Below are 21,725 nucleotides of genomic sequence, written 5' to 3' on the forward strand. Positions count from 1 at the left end.
TTGAGCACATCGCCGCCGGCCACCACGCTCACGCTCGTGCCCGACACGTTGCCCAGCACCACGTCCGTGGCCGCCTGCAGGCGCACGCTGCTGCCCGACACGTGGGCCGTGCCGGCCATCGTCAGAGTCTCGCCCTGAGCCGCCAGCGAGGCTGTGGCCGCGGCGGACACGCTCGTGTGCGCCGCCAGGATGAGCTCATCCGCCGCCCGCAGCGTGAGCCCGCCGCCCGTGCTGCGCACGTCGGCGTTGACCAGCAGGTCGCTGCCCGCGCCGCCGACCTGCAGCAGCACGCTGCCGCCGGCGTCCACGGCCCGCTGGTCGCCGTCGCTGCCGCCGTTGAGCACCAGCGCGCCGGCTTGCGTGGTCAGCGCCAGAGCGCCGCCCGTGCGCAGATCCGACTGCGCCGCGTCCGCGTCCAGCGCCACGGCCATGCCGTCGCTGCCGACGCGATCCACGCCGATGGCGGCCGTGGTGTCGATCGCCAGCGCATCGCGCTCGCTCACGAACAGGTCACCAATGGCACGCACGCTCAGCGTGCCGACCGCGGTCTCGATCGCATGGCCAGCCGCGCCGATGGAGCCACCGGCCTGCAGCCGCAACTCGGCGGCCTGCACGTCCACCGTGCCGGGCACCGCTTCAGACGCGTTGTCCAGGATCGAGCCGCCGGCGATCAAGCTCACGCGGCCCGCGCCGGCGTCGATTTCACCCAGCGTCAGCGTCATGGCCGCCGCATAGCGGACGTTGCCCCCGGCGGTGTGTGCCAGTGCGCCGTCGCCCATGGTGATGGCACCAGCGAAGGATTGCACGTCCACCGTGCCGCCGGCAGCGAAGTCGCCCGCCGCTGTCTGCGTGATAGCCCCGTGGGCCAGCACCGTCAGCGCGGTGCCGGCTTCCATCGAGGCGTTGAAGGTCACGGCACCGGTCTGCGCCTGCAGGCGCACGGTGCCCGCGGCCACCGCACCGGCGCCGGCCGTGGCCGTGCCGCCGTTGACGACCAGGTCGCCAGCCAGCACATCCAGCACCAGCGTGCCGCCGCTGCGCAGGTCCTCGCCGCCAGCCGTGCCGGCCGTCACGCCCGCGTCCGCGCCCACGCGCTGCACGCTGGCGCTCACCGCATCCACCGTCACGCCGCTGGCCTCGCTGATGAAGGCCCCGCCCGCGCCGGCGCCCAGCGCCAGCTTGAACACGGCCGTCTCCAGCGCGTCGGCACCGCTGCCGATGCCCGTGCTCGCCGACAGCCACAGCGCGCCCGCCGTTACGTCGTTGCCCGCGTCGCCATCCACGATGCGGCCGCTGGCGATCAACGCCACCGTCGCGCCACCGGCGTCATCCGCGCCGGCCACGATGCGGCCCACCGTCAGATCCCCGCCCTGCGCCCACACGCGCACGTCGCGCCCGGACGTGATCACGGCCTCGTCGCTGCCGTTGTCGATCGCCATCGCCACCGCGCCGCCGGCCTGCATATCCACCGTGCCGGCACCGCCAGTCGTGATGTCGCCCGCCGCCGCCATCGTGATGTCGCCTGAGGCCAGCAGGCTGACATGGCCCGTGCCGCTGGAAACTGCCGCCTCCAGCGCCAGCGCGCCGCCCTGCGCCTGCAGTAGCACGTTGCCGCTGCCGTGGGCCGACACCGCTTGGTGGACCGTCAGCGCACCACCGGCCTGCACCACCACCGCACCATTGACGGCCGTGGTGCTGATGCCCGACTGCGCCGCGTCCGCGTCCAACCGCGGCACACTGCCCACGCGGTTCACGCCGATGGCCGCCGTGCTGCCGATCAGCAGGCCGTCGCGCTCGTTCAGGAACACGCTGCCTGCGGCGCGCACGCTGAGCGTGCCAACCTCGGTTTCGATGGCGTTGCCGCCGTCGCCGATGGAGCCGCCCGCGCTCAGGCGCAGTTCGCCCGCGCGCACGTCCACCGTGCCCGCCACGGCTTCCGTGGCGTTGTCCAGGATCGCTCCACCCGCCACCAGGCTCACGCTGCCCATACCGGCGTCGATCTGGCCCAGCGTCAGCGTCGTGGCCGCCGCGTAGCGCACGTTGCCGCCCGCCGTCTGCGCCACCGCGCCGTCGGCCATGGCGATGGCCCCGGTGAAGGACTGCACGTCCACCGTGCCGCTGCCGCGGATCGTGATGTCGCCCGACGCGGACTGCGTGATCGCACCCTGCGCCAGCAGCGTCACGGAGCCGGAAGCCGCGCCGATGGCGGCGTTGAGCGCCAGGCTGCCCGGCGCCGAGGCCGATACGCGGCCCGCTTCCAGGCGCACGTTGCTGCTGCCCGTCACCGTCACGGCCTCGCTCACCACCAGCGCGCCGTCGTGCGTCGTGCCGTTGGTAATGACGATGTCGCCGCCCGCGCTCAGGCCCAGCAGGGCCGTGTCGGCCGTGTTGCCCGCAATGCGGCCGCTGGTGCCGATGCGGTTGACGCTGGACTGCACGCCTGCGATCTCCAGGCCGTTGGCCTCGCTCACGAACAGGCTGCCGCCCACGGCCGCGCTGAGCTTGCCGATGCTCGTCTCGATGGCGTTGGCCGCAGTGCCCACGCTGCCGCCGGCCTGCAGACGCAGGTTGCTCGCCTTGACGTTGACCAGGGCCGAGGCGCCGTCATTGCCGTCGAGGATCGAGCCGCCAGCCGACACGCTGACCGTGCCGCCCAACGGGCTGGCGCCGGCATCGAGCGAGCCCAGCACCACGTCGGTGCCGGCCGCCAGGCGCTGCGCGCCGTTGTTGGTGAACACGCTGCCGTTGGCACCCATCGTGAGCGCGCCGCCGGCCTGCAATTCCACCGTCTGGCCCGCCGCCTGCGTCTGCACGCGAGCCGACGAGGCCGCGCCGATGCGCAGGGCGTCCTGGGCCAGCACGCTGATGCTGCCGCTGCCGGACACGAGGTTGGCCGCCAGCGTCACGCTACCCTGCTGCGCGGACAGCAGGATGTGCCCGCTGTCCGTGCCGGTCGCCGTGCTCTTGACCGCGCCGGCGACTTGCAGGTCGCCCGCGAGCAGCGTCAGCGACAGCGCCCCGGCGCCGGCACCAACGCCGGCCAGCGTCGTGGCGTTGAGCGTCAGGCTGTCCTTCTCGATCACGAACAGGCCGCCGTTGCCGCTGTTGTCGGCCGCCAGGCTGCCCAGCTCGGTGCGCAGGCTGCCGCCCGTGCTGCCGCTGGCCGGCTCGGCCGCGCCGATGCCGGTGGCCGCCTTGAGCGCGGCCGAGGCCGCGCGCAGGTTGATGCCGTGCCCTTCCAACCCGTCCACGATCGCACCGCCCGTGCTGGTGATGGCCAGCGCGCCGTGCACGTCCACCAGGCCCAGCGTCACGTTGCCCTGCGCCGTCAGCACGGCGTGGCCGCCGGCGCCCGTGGCGCTCACGCTCACGCCGCTGGAGGCCATGGTGATCTCGTCGGCCGCGGTCAGCGTGATGCCGCCGCTGGTGGCTGTGACGGACTGCTGCAGCACGATGTCCTCGCCGCTGCCCTGCGCCTGCAACGCGATCGCGCCCGTGCCGTGGGTGAACACCCCCTGGCCGCCGGCCGCCACCGTGATGCTGCCGCTCTTGGCCAGCAGGCTGATGCCGCCGCTGCTGCCCACCGCGCCCTGCTCCAGCCGCAGCACCGACACGTCGCCCGTGATCTGGCCACTGCTGAACATGGACGTGGTGCGCGCCGCGTTGAGCACCACGGCGATATCGCCGTCGCCGCTGTTGCTCACGTCCAGCATCGCGGTTTCCACCGAGCCCAGCGCTACGCCATTCTCGGCACGCACCGTCAGCGCCAGCGTGCGCAGCGCCTCTGCGCTGCGCCCGTCGGCGTCGAACTCGGCATTCACCTGGCTGACCTTGCCGTGCTCGGACACCAGCGTGATGGCGGCAGCCTCGATCTCGTTGTAGATCTGGATGTTGTGCTGCGCCACCAGCGTGAGGGTCTCGCCCGCGCTCAGGCGCAGCACGGTGTTGGCGTTGTCGAAGTCCGCCACCGTGATCGTGCCGCCGTAGACCGTGACGTCGTCGCGCCACAGCGCGCCGGTGGCGTTGGCGCCGATCAGCACGTTGCCGGTACCGGCAGCCGCCACGCCGGCGCTGCCATGCCCGATCACGAAGCTGCTGAAGCCGTCGGCGAAGCTGCGCAACTCCTGCGTCTCCAGGTTGAGCACGTTCTCGGTATCGGCCTGCTCCGGCGAGCCCAGTGCCATCTGCAGCGACACCGTGGTCGGCAGCAGCGTGACCATGCCCTGGCCCCGGAACATCGACTCGCTCATGCTCAGGTCGATCTCGTCGGCCTGCAGCCACGCGTCGCCGGCCGTGCCGTCGCCCGCCGTGCCGCTGAGCGTCACGCTGGAGCCGGCCACGAAGAACAGCTGCGACGCGCCGCGCACGATCAGGTCGCCGCCGTTGGTGATCGTCACCCCCTTCTTGAAGATGACGTTGCCGGTGGCGTTGATGATCAGGTTGCCGTCGATGGTGACGGCCTCCTCGAACACCACGTCATGCGCCGTGGCCGGCGTGCCGGCGCTCTCCGCGCCGATGACCAGGTCCGCGCCGCCGCCCGAGAGCGTGATCGCGCCCTTGAAGGTCACGTTGCCCGTGGCGTTGATGCGCAGGTCGCCGGCCATGCTGACCCGCTTCTCGAACACCACGTCCATGGCCTGCGCCACCGTGATGCCGTTGAGCAGGTCGGTGCTGCCGCTGTCCGGGCCCTCCTTCTCCCCGGCCGCGACCACGCCGTTGAAGGTGACGCTGCCGCCTGCATGGAGGGTCAGCATATCGCCCGAGGCCGTCGCGGGGTCGCCGCCGACGAAGTTCTTCTCGCCCGCCGGCAAGTCGCGGTCAGGCAGGCCCAGGGTGATGTTGCCCGCGGCCGTGATGGTGTGCGCGCCGGTAATGCGCGCCGAGTCGGCCAGCAGGTAGTTGCCCGCGGAAGCGAACTGGTCGGCGTTGATGTGGGTGGTGTGGCCCGAGCCGAAGATGGCGATGTCGGGTGCGCTCAGGCGGGAGTCGATGAAGATCTCGCCGCCCGCGCCGTTGGAATACAGCGCCAGGTTGTCCTTGAAGACGATGCCGTCGCCGCTGGAGGTGGACAGCACGATGCGGTTGCCCGCGCCGTCCATGCCGATCACGATCTGGCGGAAGCCGTCCTGAAGCCGGGCGATCTCGTTGTCGTCCAGGCGCAGCACGCCCTCGCCCGCCGCACCGTCGCCCAGCACGATGGTGCGGGTCGGGTCCAGCGGCGTGATGCTGAGCTGGGCCCCGGCGCTGCGCACCACGCCCGAGATCTGGAGGTCGTCGGCGGCGATGACGATGTCCTGGCCGCTGGCGTCCACGTTGCCCGCCAGCGTCTGCGCGCCGCTGAGGTTGAGCACGCTGGTGTAGCCGCCGCGCGAGCCGTTGGAGGAGGTCTCGGTGTTGCCGACCTCGACCGCGCGCGTCGCCACGATGGAGACGTTCTCGCGCTCGCTGCTGGTGGCCACGACCTTGTTCGCGTCCACGAACACGGCCAGCGGGCTGAAGCCGAAGCCGTCCACGCTCTGGCCGATCTCGTGCAGCGCCGTCAGCGTCAGCGTGCCGCCGGTCTGCAGGTAGGCCCCGCCCGCGGCGCGCAGCACCTGGCCGTTTTCCAGCCCGTGCACGCGCGCCTCGTCGGCGCTCAGCCGCGCGGCCGTGACGCGGCCGGTGGCGGCATCGACGTCGAAGCGGCCGTGCTGCAGCGCCCAGTCGGCATCGGCGTCGAAGCCGCTGACCGAGCCGGCATCGCGCAGCCACTGCGCGGCATCGGCGCCGGTGAGGATCGAGCCCTGCACGGCGCGCAGCGCGATGTCGCCGCTGCCCGCCACGCGGATGCCGGCGTCAAGCACCAGGTTGCCCGCCTCGGCGGTGATGCTCACCGCGCCGCCGCCGGTCGTGATGTGGCCGTCCAGATGCACGCCGGCCGAGCCGGCGTACAGCGCCACGCTGCCGCTGGTGGTGGCGATGCCGCCGGACTCCAGCGTGATCGCCCCGTGCACGGTGGACAGCATCACGCCGCCGCCGCCCTGGACCTCGATGCGCTCGATGGACAGCGCGTCGGCCTCCTCGATCGCCAGGCCGCCCGCGCCGGTGAGCGTCACGCTCAGCGACGCCACTTGCGTTTCGAGCGTGCCCGCCGCGCCCTGCGCGGAGCTGGTGCCGATGCCGTCGTGCGCGGACAGCACCAGGCGCGCGTTGGCCGCGACGATGTCGGTGGCGTTGTCGCCGCCGTCGATGATCGCACCGCCGGCCGTGATGACCAGGTCCGCGCTGCCGCTGCTGCGCAGCTGGCCCAGGCGCAGGTCGCCGCCGGCGGCCAGCGTGATCTGGCCGCTGCCGGCGTCGATCACAGTGTCGGCGTCCATGGTCAGCGTGCCGTGGAGCGCGGCCAGGGCCACGCGCCCGGTGGCGCTGGTGATGTCGGCCGCCTCGCCCAGGTCAAGGCCGCCCTCGGCCTCCAGGCGCACGTCGCCGCCAGCGCTGGAGAGCGCGGCCGAGACGCTGATGGAGCCCTGGGTGGCGGTCAGCGTGATGCCGGCGCTGCCGCTGGCGGCCACCGCGCCCAGCAGCTCGATGCTGCCGCCGGCGGTGACGCTCACCGCGGCGCCGCTGGCCGAGGCCAGGCGGTCGATGCGCACGGCGTCGCGCTCGAAGACCGTGATCGCGCCCTGCGCGAAGACGTCCAGCCGGTCAGCTTCCACGCTCGCGCCGGCGCTGCCCAGCGTGACCGCGCCGTGGGCCGAGCGCACGCTCAGCACCGCCGAGTTGGCCAGGCTGCCCACGCGGATGTCGCCGTCGGCCACCAGCGTCACGTTGCCGGCGGTGCCGGTGATGCTTTCGATGCTCAAGGCGCCATCGGTGATCAGCGTCAGGTTGCCGCCCTTCATCTCGATGCCGCTGACCAGCAGGTTGCCGGTCTGCGTGACCGTCAGGTCGCCGCTGGCGGTCATCGTCACCTGCAGCGTGCCCACCTCCGAAGTGATGGTCAGGTTGTCGCCCGCGCTCACCGTGAGCATGCCGGCGGTGACCTTGCCGCCCAGCGTCAGGCCCAGGCCCGCCGTGAGCTTGACCACGCCGCTGCTGCCGACGTCGATGGCCGACACCACCACCAGGTCCTTGCCGGCACCCAGCGTGATGCCCTCGCCGTCATGCGTGGGCAGGTTCACCACAGTCAGGCTGCCGGTGGCGGACATGCCGAAGCTGCCCGGCGTGCGGTCGGGCACGATGAGCACGTAGTCGCCCGTGATCGGGCGCGGGTTGGAGGTGGCCGCGTCCTGCGCCATGCCGCTGGCCGTGAAGGCGGTGTTGGCCGCCTTGGCCGTCAGCAGCAGCTGGCCGGCGTGCACCGACGCGCTGACCGCGCTGGTGGCGTCGGCGTCGATCTTCGCCTCCAGCGCGCCCAGGATCGCGTCCAGCGACTGGCCCGCGGCCGAGGTGACGCTGTAGACCTTGCCGTCGACGCGCACGGTGTACTCGACACCCGCGCCGCCGGCCGCGGCGAAGCTCAGTGCCGTGACCTGGGCGGTGGCCGCCGTCACCGCCTGCTGCGGCGTGGCGGTGGCCGCACCGAACTGCATGGTCACGCGCTCGGGCTGCACCGCGGACACGTCGGCCACGGTGAAGGCGGTGTTGCTCTGGCTATGCGTCAGCCGCAGCGTGTGGTTGTCCGCGTCCACCGTCACCGCGATGTCGCTGCCGGCCTCGATCTGCGATTCCAGATCGGCCAGCACCGCGGCCCAGGTGGGCGCCGCGCCGGCGGTGCTGGTGTAGGTGTGGCCGTCCAGCGTCAGGCTGTAGACGTTGCCTTCCACCAGCGTCGCGCCGAACTGCACGTCGGTGATCTGCGAGCGCACCGTGCCAGCCGCCGTGGTGGGCTTGGTACCGTCGTCCTCCACCGCATTCGGCAGCATCACGCTCACGGCGTTGACGCCGAAGGCCTGGTTGGCCACGCGCGCCACCAGCGTCAAGGTATGGCCGCTCACGGTGGCCGTCACCGGGCTGTTGGCTGCGTCGAAGTCGGCCTTGAGCTTCGCCAGCGCCGAGTCCAGGCCGCCACCGTTGGAGATCTGGGCGACGTAGTTCTTGCCGTTGACGAACACGACGACCACGGCGCCGTCGGGCAGCGCCACGTCGTCGCTGAAGCGCAGCACCGATTCCTGCGCCACACCGTCGGCCGCAGCCACGGTGGGCACGCGCCCGTCGTCGAGCACCGTGCCTTGCGGCGCGACGCCCAGGGCCGAGACGGTAAAGGCCACGTTGGCAACGTTGGCCTCCAGCTTGAGCACGCCGTTGGCATCGACCGAGCCTTGCAACGGCTCGCCGTCCTCGATGCGCTGGGCCAGCTCGGCCATCACCTGCGCCAGCGTGGCGCCCACAGTGGCGCTGCGCGCATGCGACTGGTAGTCGGTGTCCGGGTCGTCCTCGATCAGCGTCGCCAGACGCTGCAGGACGTCCTCCAGCGTCTCGCCGTCGGCGGCGCTGGTGCTGTAGCTGCCGGCCCCCACCTTCACGGTGTAGGTTGCACCGGCAACGAGCGCGGTGCGGCCGAAGTCAAGCATCTGCCCGGCATCGCCGGTGGCATCCGCGCGCGCCGTGCCGGTGGACACCGCCACGGCGCTGGCACCGCCGGAGATCCCGGCCAGGCCGGCGCCGGAGGAGACCACCACCTTGCCATCCGTGACCGTGGCCGCGAGGTCGTCGTCGGCATCGATCAGGAGTGCCAGCGCGGCGTTGACGGCCGCGAGATCCTCGCCCGCGGCCCCCACGTGGCTGAAGGTCTTGGACCCGATCTGCAGGCTGATCGTGGCCCCGGCATGCACGCCCAGGCCCGCGAGGTCGATGCTGCGCGCATCGGCCGCGCCCGTGCCTGCGGCACTGACGGCCGAGGCCGCCAGCGCCACCGCCGGCACTTCGGCGGACAGCGACAGCGACAGCCCGTCCGCGCCGCTGACGTACAGCAGGTTCGAGTCGCCGGCACTGGCGCGGTAGGCGTGGCCGTTCACGAACACCGTGAACTCGTTGCCCGCCACCACCGTGTCGCTCTTGAAGGCGAAGTCCGAGACCTGCGCCGCGCTGCTGCCCGCGCTCTGGTAAGGCGAGCTGCCGTCCTGCACCACGCCGCCGTCGATGTCGCCGCCGGCCTGCACCTGCTCCACGCGCAGCTCGCCCAGCGTGTAGCCCACGCCGGCCACCAGGCCGCTGAGGCGGAGCTGGTGCAGGTCCGCCATGACCGCCACGCTGACCTTGCCCGAAGCCTCCAGCTTGGACTTGAGCGCGCCCAGCACCGAGCTCCAGTCCGCGCTCACCACGTTGCCGTCGACCACGTAGCCCGGCATCACCGTGTAGGCGGTGCCGTCCAGGGTCACGGTGTAGCGCAGGTCGCCGCCCACGCTGCCGAAGCTGATCCAGTCCTTCTGGACCGCCGCTGCCGCAGGCGCGGCCTGGAGCGCCACGAGGGCGCTCTGGACGTTGCCGGCAGTGGCGAACAGGCCCAGCTGCGTCACCGTCGTGTCGCCGGTGACCAGGCCCTTCGTGCCCTCCACCGTGAAGCGCACCTCCACCTCGTCGCCGCTGCCAGCCTTGGTGGGATCGCTCAGCCACAGCGGCTTGTTCGGGTTGTGGTCGCCCTCGTTGACGGTCACGGTGTAGCCGTAGAGGTCGGCCACCGTCTGATCGGCATGGCTGTCGGCCGTCCACTCGCGCACGCGGCCCTTGGCGTCCACCGTGACGCTGCCGCTCTTCTTCTGCGCGCCGCTGTCGAAGGCGGCCTCGACGTTGTCGACGTAGATGTCGGCGGCCGACTTGATGACGATGTCGCTGCCGTCGGCGATGTTGCGCACCGTGTCCAGCCAGAGGTTGCCACCGGCCTGGATGCTGATGCGGCCGTCCTGCGCCGTGATGCTGTTGACCACCAGCGCGGTCGCCTCGTTGATCGAGATGTCGCCCTTGACGCTGGAGACCACACTGATGCTGTTGACCAGCGTGTTGAGCTGCACGCCGTTGCGCGCCGTCACGTCGAGGTGGTCGCCGATGAACACCGAGGCGCCGTCGGCGCTGATGGCCGTCGCCTTGAGCACGATGTCGCCGCCACGCGCCGCGTCGGCGCTGACGATGCCGCCCTGCACGGTGAGCGTGCCGCGGATGTCCAGCGTCACGTTGCGCGCCGGGTCGTAGCCCTGCACGCCGCCCACGTAGCCGCTGAGCAGCAGGTCGGACTGCAGCTCGACGCTGATGTCGTTGCGCGCGCGCAGCTCGAAGTGGGTGGCCGGCAGGCGGTCGGTGCGGATGCTGATGAAGCCGCTGTCCTGGCCGGCGCGGGTGACGTAGCTGGCGCTGGCGGTGTCCCAGGTCGTGCGCGTGACCGAGTGGTCGCCGCGCGCCGTCACGGCGAAGGTGTCGATCTTGCCGTCGGCATCGGAGGGCAGCGCGGCGATGGTGCCGCTGATAAGCACGTCCTCGCCGGCAATGAGCTCCAGCCGCTTGGAGGCCGAGAGCTTGCCCGTGATGCTCAGCGTGCCGCCGGTCTCCAGGATCAGCGTGTCGGAGGCGATCTCGTTGGGCAGCAGCCGGGTGCGCGTGGCTTCCGTTGCGCCGAAGAGGAAGTGGTCGCCCGCGCGGTACTCCATGAGCTGCGGCGCGTTGAAGAAGCGGTACAGGTCCACCGTGCCGGCGGCGATGAAGGCCACGCCGCGGCTGTACTCGATGATGTCGCCGCTGGCGGGCGCGGCCACGCGCACGCTGTCCAGCGAGCTGGACAGGCGCACGGTGTTGCCGCGCACGTGGCTGTGCGCGCCCACGCGCAGCTCGTGCTGCGCGTCCAGCGACACGGTGGTGCGGCCGTCGTCGGCAAAGCCGGCATCGGTGCCGACGTCCAGGCGGCTGAGTGCCTGCAGCACGTTCAGGCCGGTGCTCTTTTCCAGCGCGCCGTCGAAGTCCTGCAGCACGATGTCGCCATCGGCCGTCACGGCGTCCAGCGTGTTGACGGCGATCTGCAGGCTGCCGATGCCCGCCTGGGCGCGCAGCGTCAGCACATTGGCCACCAGGTCCACGCCGGCCTCGGCCACGCCTTGGAGGATGCGGCCGCCGGCCGTCAGCGTGATGTCGCCGGCCGAGGACACGACCGTGGCCTTGGCGCCGTCCACCACGGGGGCGTCCGCCGCATCGGCCAGGTAAATGCCGGCCGAGGCCCACTCAGCGCGGATGTCGCCGCCAGCCGTGACGCGGATGTCCTGGCCGGCCTTGTTGCTGGCCAGCACCAGGCCGCCCAGGCGCACGTCGCCCGCGGCATCGAGCACGAAGCCGCCGTCGTTGACGCCGAAGGCGTCATCCCTGGACAGGCCCACGCTCAGGCTGCGGTTGCCCTGGACCACGCTCACGTCGCCGGCATGCGTGGTGCCGCCCAGCAGCGTGTTGACCTGCGTGCGCAGCTGCACGCCGCCTCGGGCCTCGATGCTGAGCACGTCGGCCGTCAGCAGCGCCTCGGCCATGCCGGGCTGCATGACAATGCCGCCCCAGGAGCGCAGCGTCAGGTCGCCGCGCGCGGGCGTGTCCACCAGCCCCAGCACCAGCGCGTCGGCGGCGGTGCTGCCAGCAGACAGCGAGATGTCGTTGCGCTCGCTGCTGCCCAGCGCATGCACCTGCGCGGCCACCAGGCGGCCGGTGGTTTCGATGGCGATGGAGCCGTCGGCCGCGCTCACCTGCGCCAGCGTCAGGTCGCCCTGGTTTTGCAGCGCGATGGCACCGGCGCCGCTCAGGCGCAGGTCCACCGTGTCCACGTCGGTGCCCAGCGTCAGGCCGGTCTCGGCCTGCGCGTGCAGCGCGCTGGCGACGATGCGGCCGCTGGTCACGAGCTGCGTCACGGCCTGGGTGTGGCCGTCCGCGTCGGTGACGTCCACCGTGACCTGTTGCTGCACCTGCGTGATGCGGCCGCTCTCGGCCAGCAGCGACACGGTGCCGCCCTCGCCCAGCGCGGACAGGGTGCTGTCCTCCAGCACCAGGTTGCCGCCATGCAGGCCGGTGCTCAGCACCAGCTCGGCGCCGCCGGCGCGGTGCGCGGCGGTGGCAGTCAGGCGCGCCTGCGCGTCGCCCGTGATGTGGCCGAAGCCCACGTCGTCCGCACCGGCGCGCACGGTGATGGTGCCCGCGGTGATGCTGCCGCTGAGCTCGACGTCCCGGGCCGCGGTGACGACCACGGACAGCAGGCTGGCGCCGTCCTGCGCGGACGCGGCGATGTGGCCGCCTATGTAGGCGTCGGCACCGGCGTCCAGCGTCACCGTGCCCTGCGCGCCGGTGACGCTCAGCAGCGCCGAGTCGCCCAGCTGCAGCGTGGTGTCGCTGTGCAGCGCGATGTGCTCGGCGCTGAGCTGCGTGCCGATCTGCCGGCCGTCGATGCTGCGGCCTTCCAGGCGCAGCAGGTCGCCGGCGTCGATGTCGATGGACGACTCGATCGCGGAGACGCCGGCCGCCGAGTCCGCTGCGCGGCCGATGGCCTCCATGCGACCGCTGAGCTTGACCTCGCCGCCGGCGTCGATGCTGATGCTCGCGCCGGCGATGGAGGTGCCGGCGGCACCGTAGGTCTGCGAGGGCGCGTTCTCCCAGCTCAGCTCGGTGCCCAGCACGGTGCGGGTGCCCATGATCGGCACCGTCTTCCACACCGTCACCTGGTTGGTGACGGGCGTCTGCACCTCCTTGACCACGGTCTGGAAGACCGCCCGGTCGTCGTACACGTCCTGGGCGTTGGTCTTGAGCGCGTAGCTGTACTTGACGCGCTGGTCACGGATCTCGTGGTCCAGCGAGGTCCAGTCGTAGGTGTAGTCGTGGAAGGTCTCGCTGATCGAGAGCACCGGCGACTTGGCGCGCCCCTGCACCTGGATGAAGAGATCGTCGCCGGAGCCGTCGTGGTACTCCACCTTGCCCTGCATCCACGGGAATGTTTGCTTCCAGCGGTTGTAGTTGGCGTCGTTGAAGACCGTGGTGAAGGGAGCGAAGTCCTCGGCGTCCTCGCCGCCACCCACGATCCTCAGGATGTCGATGAGGTTGCTGTTGAACTCCTGGCCTTCCTTGTAGAGCAGCGACATGCCGAACGTGGGCACCTCGTCCTCGTCGCTCCAATCGGGCCAGCCGCTGCCGTCGTCGTTGTCCACCCAGTGGTTGACTAGGTCGGTCCACTTCGACCAGCCCTGGAAGCTGAAGGCCCAGGCCTTGTGGCTGCTGGAGGACACCAGGTCCAGCTTCAGCGTGTCGCTGGCCAGGGTGTCGACGTAGGTCGTGAAGGCGTACAGGTGGTCGGTGGAGCGGGAGCCCTGGAACTTGGCCAGTGCCGACACCAGCCGCTCGGCGTGGTATGCGTCCACGTCCTTGGCGTAGGCGTACTCGTAGCCGGTCTGCTCCCACACCCAGTTCGGGTCGCGGTCGAGCACGTTGTTGGCGTTGCGGCCGGCAATGTTGAAGATGCGGTCGCCGGTGGTGGACTGATAGTGGACAGTCCAGGTACCGCGGCCGTCCTCCACCGGCGAGTGCAGCAGCTCCCAGCTGCTGCTGGGGTAGCCGTCCCTGGGGAAGTAGTAGTCGGAGTGCTTCTGCTCGTACCAGACGCGGGACTGGTCCTTGTAGGTACCGACCAGCTCGCCCTTGGCGCCGGCGCTGCCCACCTGCCAGTTGTTGTCGTTGTTGCCGTCGGCGGTGGCGTCGCCCTTGAGGTACTGCGCCGCGCCGTTGGTTGCGACGCTGAGGATGTCCTGCTGCGCGCCGGTGGGCATCAGGACGTACTTGTCCTTCCAGTTCGCCACCGGCACGTAGTAGACCTTCTCCTCGTTGCCGGCCCACTCCGGCGTCCAGTCGGTGGTCTTGGCCTCGCCCGCCACGGTCGACTGGGTCTTGGCGTTGCTGTAGGCGAAGCGGTACAGCGGCATGTAGCCGGTGTTGTTGAGCACCGCCTGGCGCTGTGTGTCGTTGAGCGCCGTGAAGTCCAGGTACAGGTCCTTGTTGGCCTTGTCCGGCGCGAAGTCTGGCACCGCCGTGATGTGCACGGCCGGCACGCCCTCGGTGCCGTTGTTGTCCCAGTTGATGCGGCTGTTGTGGTAGTCCAGGCCCTCGATCAGGATCTCGCGGAACTTGGCGCCCTCCGGCGCGTTCGGGTTGTAGTAGCCAATCTGCTCCAGCGTCACGTCCATCGTGTGGTAGAGCGAGCCGACCTTGACCTGCTCGGTGCCCACCTGCTCCGTGATCTGGGTGGTGGTGTACTGCATCTCCTGCACGTCCACCACGCCCGCGGCCACCTGCTGGTAGCCGATGACGACCTGCTCGGTGGTGGTGGTGGTCGTGTACACCGGCACCTCGAAGGTAGTGGGCGTGCCCACCACGGGGTCGGCGTCCAGCACCACGCTGCCGCCAGCGCGCAGGGCGATGGCACCGGCCGCGGTGACCAGCCCCTGGCCGTGCACCGTGATACCGCCGCCCACCAGCTCGGCGCGCGTGATCGCGCCTTCGAGTTGCGCGCGCGACCAGCCCATGTCGACGCCGGCGTTGAGGTCGATGCGGTCGTTGGAGCTCACGAAGCCGGCGATGCTCAGGTCGCCGCCGGAGTTGAAGAGCACGCGGCCGTCGGCCGCGCCCTTGCCTTCCAGGCCCGCGGCGACGCGGCCGTTGACCACCATCTGCGGCGCCGTCAGGTGCACCAGGCGGTCGGCCTGCACGATGGCCGGGTCCAGCGCGCCGGCGGGGGTGTTCTCGGCCGCCGACACCGTGAGCTTCACCTTCGCCTGCAGGAAGACGGAAGAACCCTCGCCCAGGCCGTAGACATGGCTGCCCGCCAGCACGTTGACGTTGCGGCCGACGATGCTCACGTCGTCGCGCACTTCGACGTTGCGCAGGATGGTGACGTCGCCGGCAGTGGACGTGATGTCCACCAGATGCACCTTGCCCTCGCCCAGCGAGCGCTGGCCCACCACGCCCTGGATGGACACGCTGTCCACCGAGGTGATGACGATGCTGCCGCCAGTGGCGGTGTCCAGCGTGCCGCCGGACTGGTAACGGTTGGCGCCGTCGAGCACCAGCGTGTTGACGAGCACGCCGATGCGGCTGCCGTCGGTGCCGCCGCTGATGCGCAGCTGGTCCTCGGCTTCCACCAGGCCGTCCACCATGACCTGCGACAGCGAAGTCAGCGTGACATCGGCACCAGCGTGCAGCGCGCTGACATGGCCGAGCAGGCGCATGTCGCCCTCGGTGGTGAGGCCAAGCTGGCCCTGCACCGCCGTGCCGGCCCAGCGGCCGCCGCCGGTGGTGTCCACCGCGATGGCGCCGCCCGCGGCCAGCGTGAGGCCCAGGCCCTGCGCGTCGCTGCCTGCGCGCAGCTTGATCTCGCCCGTGGCCAGTAGGTTGCCGCCGCGCGTGGCGTTGCCCAGCGTGACGGCGCGGTCGACCGCGATGTCCAGCAGCGCGCGCTGGCCGGTCCATGCCGTGCCCGCCGGACTGCTGCCGCTCTCGGCCACAAAGGCCGCGCCCGCGGCCACGTCGGCCGCCGACACGAGGGTGCCGGCGCGCAGCGTCAGGCGGCTGTCGTCGGCCGCGGTCAGCAGTTGCGCGTCGGACGCCAGCGTCATCAGGCCGCCGGCCTTGAGTTCCAGCACGCGGTCGGCCGCCAGGACCACCGCACCGGCATGCGCGCCCACGGAGCCGACGGACAGGCTGTCCGTGGCCTCGAAGCGCAGCGACTGGCCGGCCTGCGACAGCAGCCGGGTGTCGTAGATCTCGATGTCGTCGCCGGCCCTGGCCAGCAGCGAGCCCGCGAGCTGCAGGTCGCCGTGCAGGCGGATGTCGCCCGTGGCCGTGAGGCTGATCTCGTTGTCCGTGGCGGATGCCGTGGCCAGCGTGCTGCGGATGACGCCGCCGAGGTCGATGTCGCGCCCGCTGATCACGAGCTGACCACCGGTGGCCAGGCGGCCGCCTTCCTTGGACAGGATCACGCTGCCGGCCGTGGAGGACAGCTGCAGCAGGCCCAGGCCCGGGCTGCTCTCGCCGATGGCGCTGTTGACGATGACGTCGTTGAGGCCGGTGAGGACGATGCGGCCGCCCGTCTCCAGCGTGTTGAACTGGCTGGAGGCGTAGGTCTGGATGCTGGCCGCGCCGCGGTCCGAGGCCGAGCCGGCCGTGATGAGGATGTCGCGCTGCGCCGTCAGGTCGCCCTTGAGGTGCAGCGTGGAGCCCGCGTTGATGACGATGTCGGCGTTGGTGCCGCGCGCCACCAGGCTGCCCAGCAGCGTGGTTTCGCCGACCGGGTTGAGCACCATGCCGCCCGAGAGCGTCTCCAGCAGGCCGGTTTCCGTCAGCGTCACGGCCTGGTTGCCCAGCGCCGTGGTGCCGGCGTGGAGGTCGATGGCGTCGTGGCCGCGGATCCATCCCTGGATGGTGATGGCGCCGCCGGGCGCGTCGGCCCGGCCCAGGCTGACCACCGAGCCGCGCGCGGCGGCGTCGATGGCATAGCCCCGGCCCGAGGTGGCTGCGCCGGTGTCAAGCTGCGTCAGGCCCAGGCGCGCCGAGGCGCTGCCGTCCACCGCCTCCAGCGTGAACTGGCGCTGGCTGGTGAACTGCAGGTGGCCGTCGTCGAGCCGCACGTTGAAGGCGTGCTCGGCCTTGTCGGCGCCGCTCAGGCGCACCGTGCCCGGCAGTGCCGCGCCGGTGTTGCGGTCGGTGAGCGCGAAGTCGGCGGCCTCGATGGCGCGCTGCAGGTCGTCGCGCAGGTCGGCGATGCCGGTGTTGTCCTGCGTGTCGAACGCGCGCAGCGTGACCACGGCGCTGGCCAGCGCCGTGCCGATGTCGATGGTGATGCGCAGGCTCACGTCGCCGCCGAGGCGGCCGCTGGCCAGCTCGGCGAAGCCTTCGGCCGAGAGCTCCTGGGCCCAGGCCGGTGCCAGCACCGACAGGTCGCCCGAGGCGCTGAGGGAGATGGTGCTGTCTTCCTGCCAGGTGCGCAGGTGCACCGAGCCGCCGATGACGATGCCCTCGTCGGCCCACGGGTCGGCCGCGCTGGGCGTGCCGCTGCCATGGCCGCCGCGCACGTCGATGAGCCGGCCGGCCATCAGGTCGCGACCCAGGCGGATCTGGCCGCTGGCGTCGATCACCAGCTCGGAGTCGCCGCCGTAGTTGCGGATGGTGCTGCCCAGGGTGCGGCCCTCGGCATCCTTGTGCGTGACCAGCTCGCCGCCGGCCACCAGCTGGCCGTAGAGCTGGGCATCGCCGCCGGCATTGATCTCGATGCGGCCGTCGGCGTTGGACACCGCGATCACCGCGCCGCCGGGCATGTCCAGCCCCAGCCCGCCGCTGTCGCGGCCGGCATGCACGGTCACGGACTCGCTGGCGCGCAGCGTGGCGCCGATCTCGACCATCTCGCCGGAAAGCGCCTGCGCCAGCGTGCCTAGCGTGAGCTTGCCTGCCGAGCGGATGTCGATGCGCGAATCCTCGCCGCTCCAGGCCACCGCGCCGCTGCCGTCGAACTCGCCGCCGGACAGCAGCGTGCCGCCCAGGGTCACGTGGCCCGCGGCATCGATGCGCACGTCGCCGCCCGCGCCGCCGCTGTGGCCCGTGGCCACCAGCGCGCCGGCCGTGGTCACCAGCACCGCGTCGCCGGTGGCCGCGTTCAGCGTCGTGAGCTCCACGGCGCGCGAGGCGATGAGCGTCGTGTCCACGACGATGTGCTCGCCCGCCGTGACGCGGATGGCCGCGTCGCCCGCGCCGCTCCAGTTCACGCCGTGGGCGCCCACCGTGCCGCCGGCCACCACGCGGCCGTTGAGCACCACGGTGTCGCCGCCCTCGATGGTGACGCGCGCATCGGCGCCGGTGGTCACCAGCTGCGACGCCGCGTGCAGGTACACGCTCATGCCGGCGGCGTTGCTGTCGCCGCTCTCGCTCAGGCCCGAGCCTGCGTCTTGCGCGAACAGGCCCGCGGCCGTGACGCCGCCGCGCAGCGTGATGTCGCCGCTGACCTGCGCCTCGCCCTCCCAGTAGACCCAGCGGTCGGACTGCAGGCTCAGGTTGCTGCCCTCGCCCAGCAGGTCGATCTTGCCGCGCACGATCACGTCGTCCTTGGACGTGACGCTGAAGCTCTGGTGGTCGCCCAGGTTGGTGATGGAACCGGTGAGCAGGAAGCCCGCGCCGCGCTGGCCCAGCAGCTCGTGCGGCTGCTCCACGCGCAGGGCGTCGAAGCGGCCGTCGTTGTCCTCGTCCACCGCATGCACCACGTAGCGGTGCGTGCCGTCGTCCAGCACCCAGCGGTCGTTGACCGCGCCACCGGTGCCGCCCCAGCTCATGCCGGCGTTGCTGTAGTCGATGTCCTCGGTGAAACCGCTGACCAGCGCCTTGGCGCCGGCATCGGCCTTGTAATAGACGGTGGAGCCGTACTGCGCGTAGCCGCTCTGGTCCAGCACGCGGAACTGCTGCGCCGCCGTCAGCTCGCTGAAGGGCGTGCCGGCCTTGGGCACGGGCACCTCGCTCCAGACGATCTGGTCGTTGCGGTAGTCCTGGCCCTCGACGAAGGTCAGCACGAAGCGCTTGGCGGCAGTGGCCGCCTCGGCGTCGTGGTAGACCAGCCCGCCGAAGCGGTGATAGCCGCTCTGGGCCAGCACCTTGTCCTGCTGCGCTGCCGTGAGGTCGGCAAAGGCGGTGCCCTTGGCCGGCACGCCGCCCTGATCCCAGTCGATGTCGGCGTACTGGTAGTGCACGCCTTCGACCAGCTCCGGCGCCACGCGCAGCCCGGCCTCGGCGCCGGTGTTGACGAACACCTCGTGGTCATAGACCGCGTAGCCCAGCGCGCGGGCCACCACGTCGCGCTGCGCCGGCGTCAGCTGCTCGAAGCTGGCGCTGGCGGCCGGGGCGGGCACGCCGCCCCAGTCGATGGCGTCGATGGCGTACTGCGCGCCGGCCGTGAAGCCTTCGACTACCTGCACGCCTTCGGGCGCATTCAGGTTGACCCAGTGCTTGCCGCTGTAGACCTCATAGCCCAGCGCATGGGCCACCACCGCCTGCTGCGCCGCCGTGAGGCTGGCGAAGCTGGCGCCGGCCGCGGGCTCGCCCGCCGCGCCCCAGTAGATGTCGGCGTTGCTGTAGTCCACCGCCGCACCCTGGGTGAAGCCGGTGACGGCCTTCTTGCCCGCGGGCGCGTTGTAGTTGAAGAAGCGTTGCTGCAGCCCTTCGGACTGCATCAGCGCATCGACGGCGCCGCGCTGCGCCGTGCTCAGCTCGGCGTAGCGGGCATCGGCGCGCGGCTTGTCCACGCCGGCAGCCTTCCAGTCCACCAGGCTGGCGTAGTCGGGCGTGAGGCCCTGGCCTTCCAGGTAGGCCGCCTTGGCCGCGGCGCCGGCCGACTGCAGGCCCAGCGCCGCGTTGACCACGGCCTTCTGTGCCGCGCTGAGCTCGGCGTAGGTGGTGTCGTCGCTCGGCTTGGGCGTGTCCTTCGTCCACGCCATCAAGAAGTTGCGGTAGTCGATCTGGTAGCCCAGCGTGGAGGCCACCACCGCCTGCTGCGCGCCGCCGAGCTGCGCAAAGGCGGTGCCGGCCGCCGGGGCGGACACGCCCCAGGCTGCCCAGTCGATGCGCTCGTTGGTGTAGGCCGGCGCCACGCCCTGCACGAAGCCGGTGAGCACCTGCGAGCCCGCCGGCGCGTCGGCCTTGAAGAAGATCGTGCCGGTGTAGAGCTGATAGCCCGTGGAGTCGGCCACGCCCTCGGTCAGCGTCGTGACGAAGCGCTGGCCCTCGGGCGCATTGGGGTTGTAGAAGCCGCCGTCCGCATGGACGGTGTAGCCCAGCGCCAGGGCCACCTGGTCCTTGGCCGCCTGCGACAGCGACTCGAAGGGCTGGTAGTTGGCCAGCGCAGACACGGCCGCGCCGTCCGCCAGCGCCAGGCCCTGCGAGGCCAGCAGCGCGCGCAGCGCGTCGGGAACGGCGCGCCCGTCCAGCGCCGCGGTGAGGGCAGCGAAGCCGTCCTTGTCCAGCGACTGAGCCAGCGTCCGCCCGGAGATCGTGTCGAAGTAGTCGGCCGACACGTCGGTGCTGAGCCCGGCGTGCAGGTTGAGCGCGCCGTTGGCCAACAGCGCGCCGGCGAGCTTGAGCGTGCCGGCGGTGTCGATGTCGATGCGCGTGCCCTCGGCGCCCTTCTCGGGGATGGGGCTGCTGCCTTCGTAGCGGAACCTGGCGCCGGCCATGATGGCCGAGCCGGATTCCAGGTTGAGCCACTGGCTCGACGCCAGCTCGATGCGGGCGCCGGTCTCGCCGGCGTCCTGGCCGACCCACACCACCGCGCCCTGCAGCACGCTCAGGCCGGTGCCGGCCTGCAGCCGCAGCAGCGAGCCCGCGCCCTGCGCGAACAGCGTGCCGGCGGTGTAGATGGAGCCGCTGGTGGCAATGCGCACGGCGCTGCCCGCACCCGTGGTGTGGATGTCGGCCGAGCGGTCCACGCGCAGGCTGTTGACCTGGGCACCGAAGTCCAGCAGGCCGTTGACGCCGGTGGAGTGCAGCACGTCGAGCTGCACCGAGCGCTCGCCGATGAGCCAGCCCGAAACCACGGCCTGCTCGTCCACCTGCAGTACGAGGTCGCGTGCACTCAGGCCCGAATCGGGCGCGCCCATGGGGTCCTGCACGTTCTTGCTGCGCACCTCCAGCAGGCGCGTCTTCAGCGTCAGCGTGTCGCTGGACTGCACGTCGCCGAGCACGGTCATGTGGTCTGCGCTTAGCACCACCGTGTCGTTGAACCTGGCATTGAACGTGAAGAGGCCGACGACCTTGTCCTCGACGTCGCCGATGTACATCAGCACGTCGGCCTGGCCGGCGGCGGCACGGTGGCCGATCTCGATGCGGCTGAACCCGTCGGCCAGGGCCGAGAGGTCGCGCATGCCCAGCTCCAGCTTGCCGGTATGGCCCGCCACCGAGTAGTCGCGCCCGTAGGTAGACTGCGCCGCGGCGCCGATGTCGTAGTGCTGCGTGGCGATGAGCGCGGTGATGCTCAGCAGCCCGGTGCCGCGGACGCGGTTGTCGCCGGAGACGAAGTCGATGTCATCGGCCACCAGCGTGATGCGGGCGCCGGCGCCGCCGGCCTCGATCACGCCGCTGTCCAGCGACAGCAGCGCTTCGGCCGTCGCCAGCCTGACGTCGATGAGGCCGTTGGCGGCATACAGGCCGCCGTTGGCGCGGCCGTCGGCCACCAGGTGCAGGCTGTCAAGCTCGCGCACCACGATGTCGGCATAGGCCGGGTTGGTGCCGGTGTTGACCACCGACAGCTCGGCCAGCTGCGTGTTGAAGATGCCCTGGATGCCGTGGGCGCGGATGCTCACCAGCGCCTCGGGAGCGACGAAGGCGGCCTTCTCCACGTTCACCAGGCCGGCGGCGTCGAGCACGAAGTCAGTGGCGCCCCAGGTCGCGTCCTTGCCGCTGACCACGCGCGTGGTGGCGGCGAGGTCGGTGACCTCGATGCGGTCCAGCGCGTCGGTGAAGTCGATCACCGTGCGGTCCTGCACGAACTGGTGCCGGTTGTATTGCAGCGGCGTGGCCGCGGTGCTGTTGACGGGCGACAGCACCAGGCGGTCGAAGCCGTCGCCACCGGTGACCTTGGCGTAGCCGCCGGCGGCCATCTGGATCAGGTTGTTGCCGCTGCCGGTGTCGATCTTGTCGATGGCGCCCGCGGACACCACGATAGTGTCGTCGCCACTGCCGGCGAACACGGTGTTGCGGCCCGCGCCCATGTCGAT

Annotated in this window: 1 protein-coding gene (running past one end of the window); it reads right to left on the reverse strand. The window is 71.5% G+C overall.

Annotation, left to right across the window (positions count from 1 at the left end; translation table 11 throughout):
• Positions 1 to 21,725: part of a hypothetical protein coding region (locus tag H537_RS44680; protein WP_043459422.1), annotated on the reverse strand (this coding region is incomplete at both ends). The annotated region continues 6,000 nt past the right edge of the window; the window shows 21,725 of its 27,725 annotated nt.

The organism is Azohydromonas australica DSM 1124 (genome assembly GCF_000430725.1).
Taxonomy (GTDB): domain Bacteria; phylum Pseudomonadota; class Gammaproteobacteria; order Burkholderiales; family Burkholderiaceae_C; genus Azohydromonas; species Azohydromonas australica.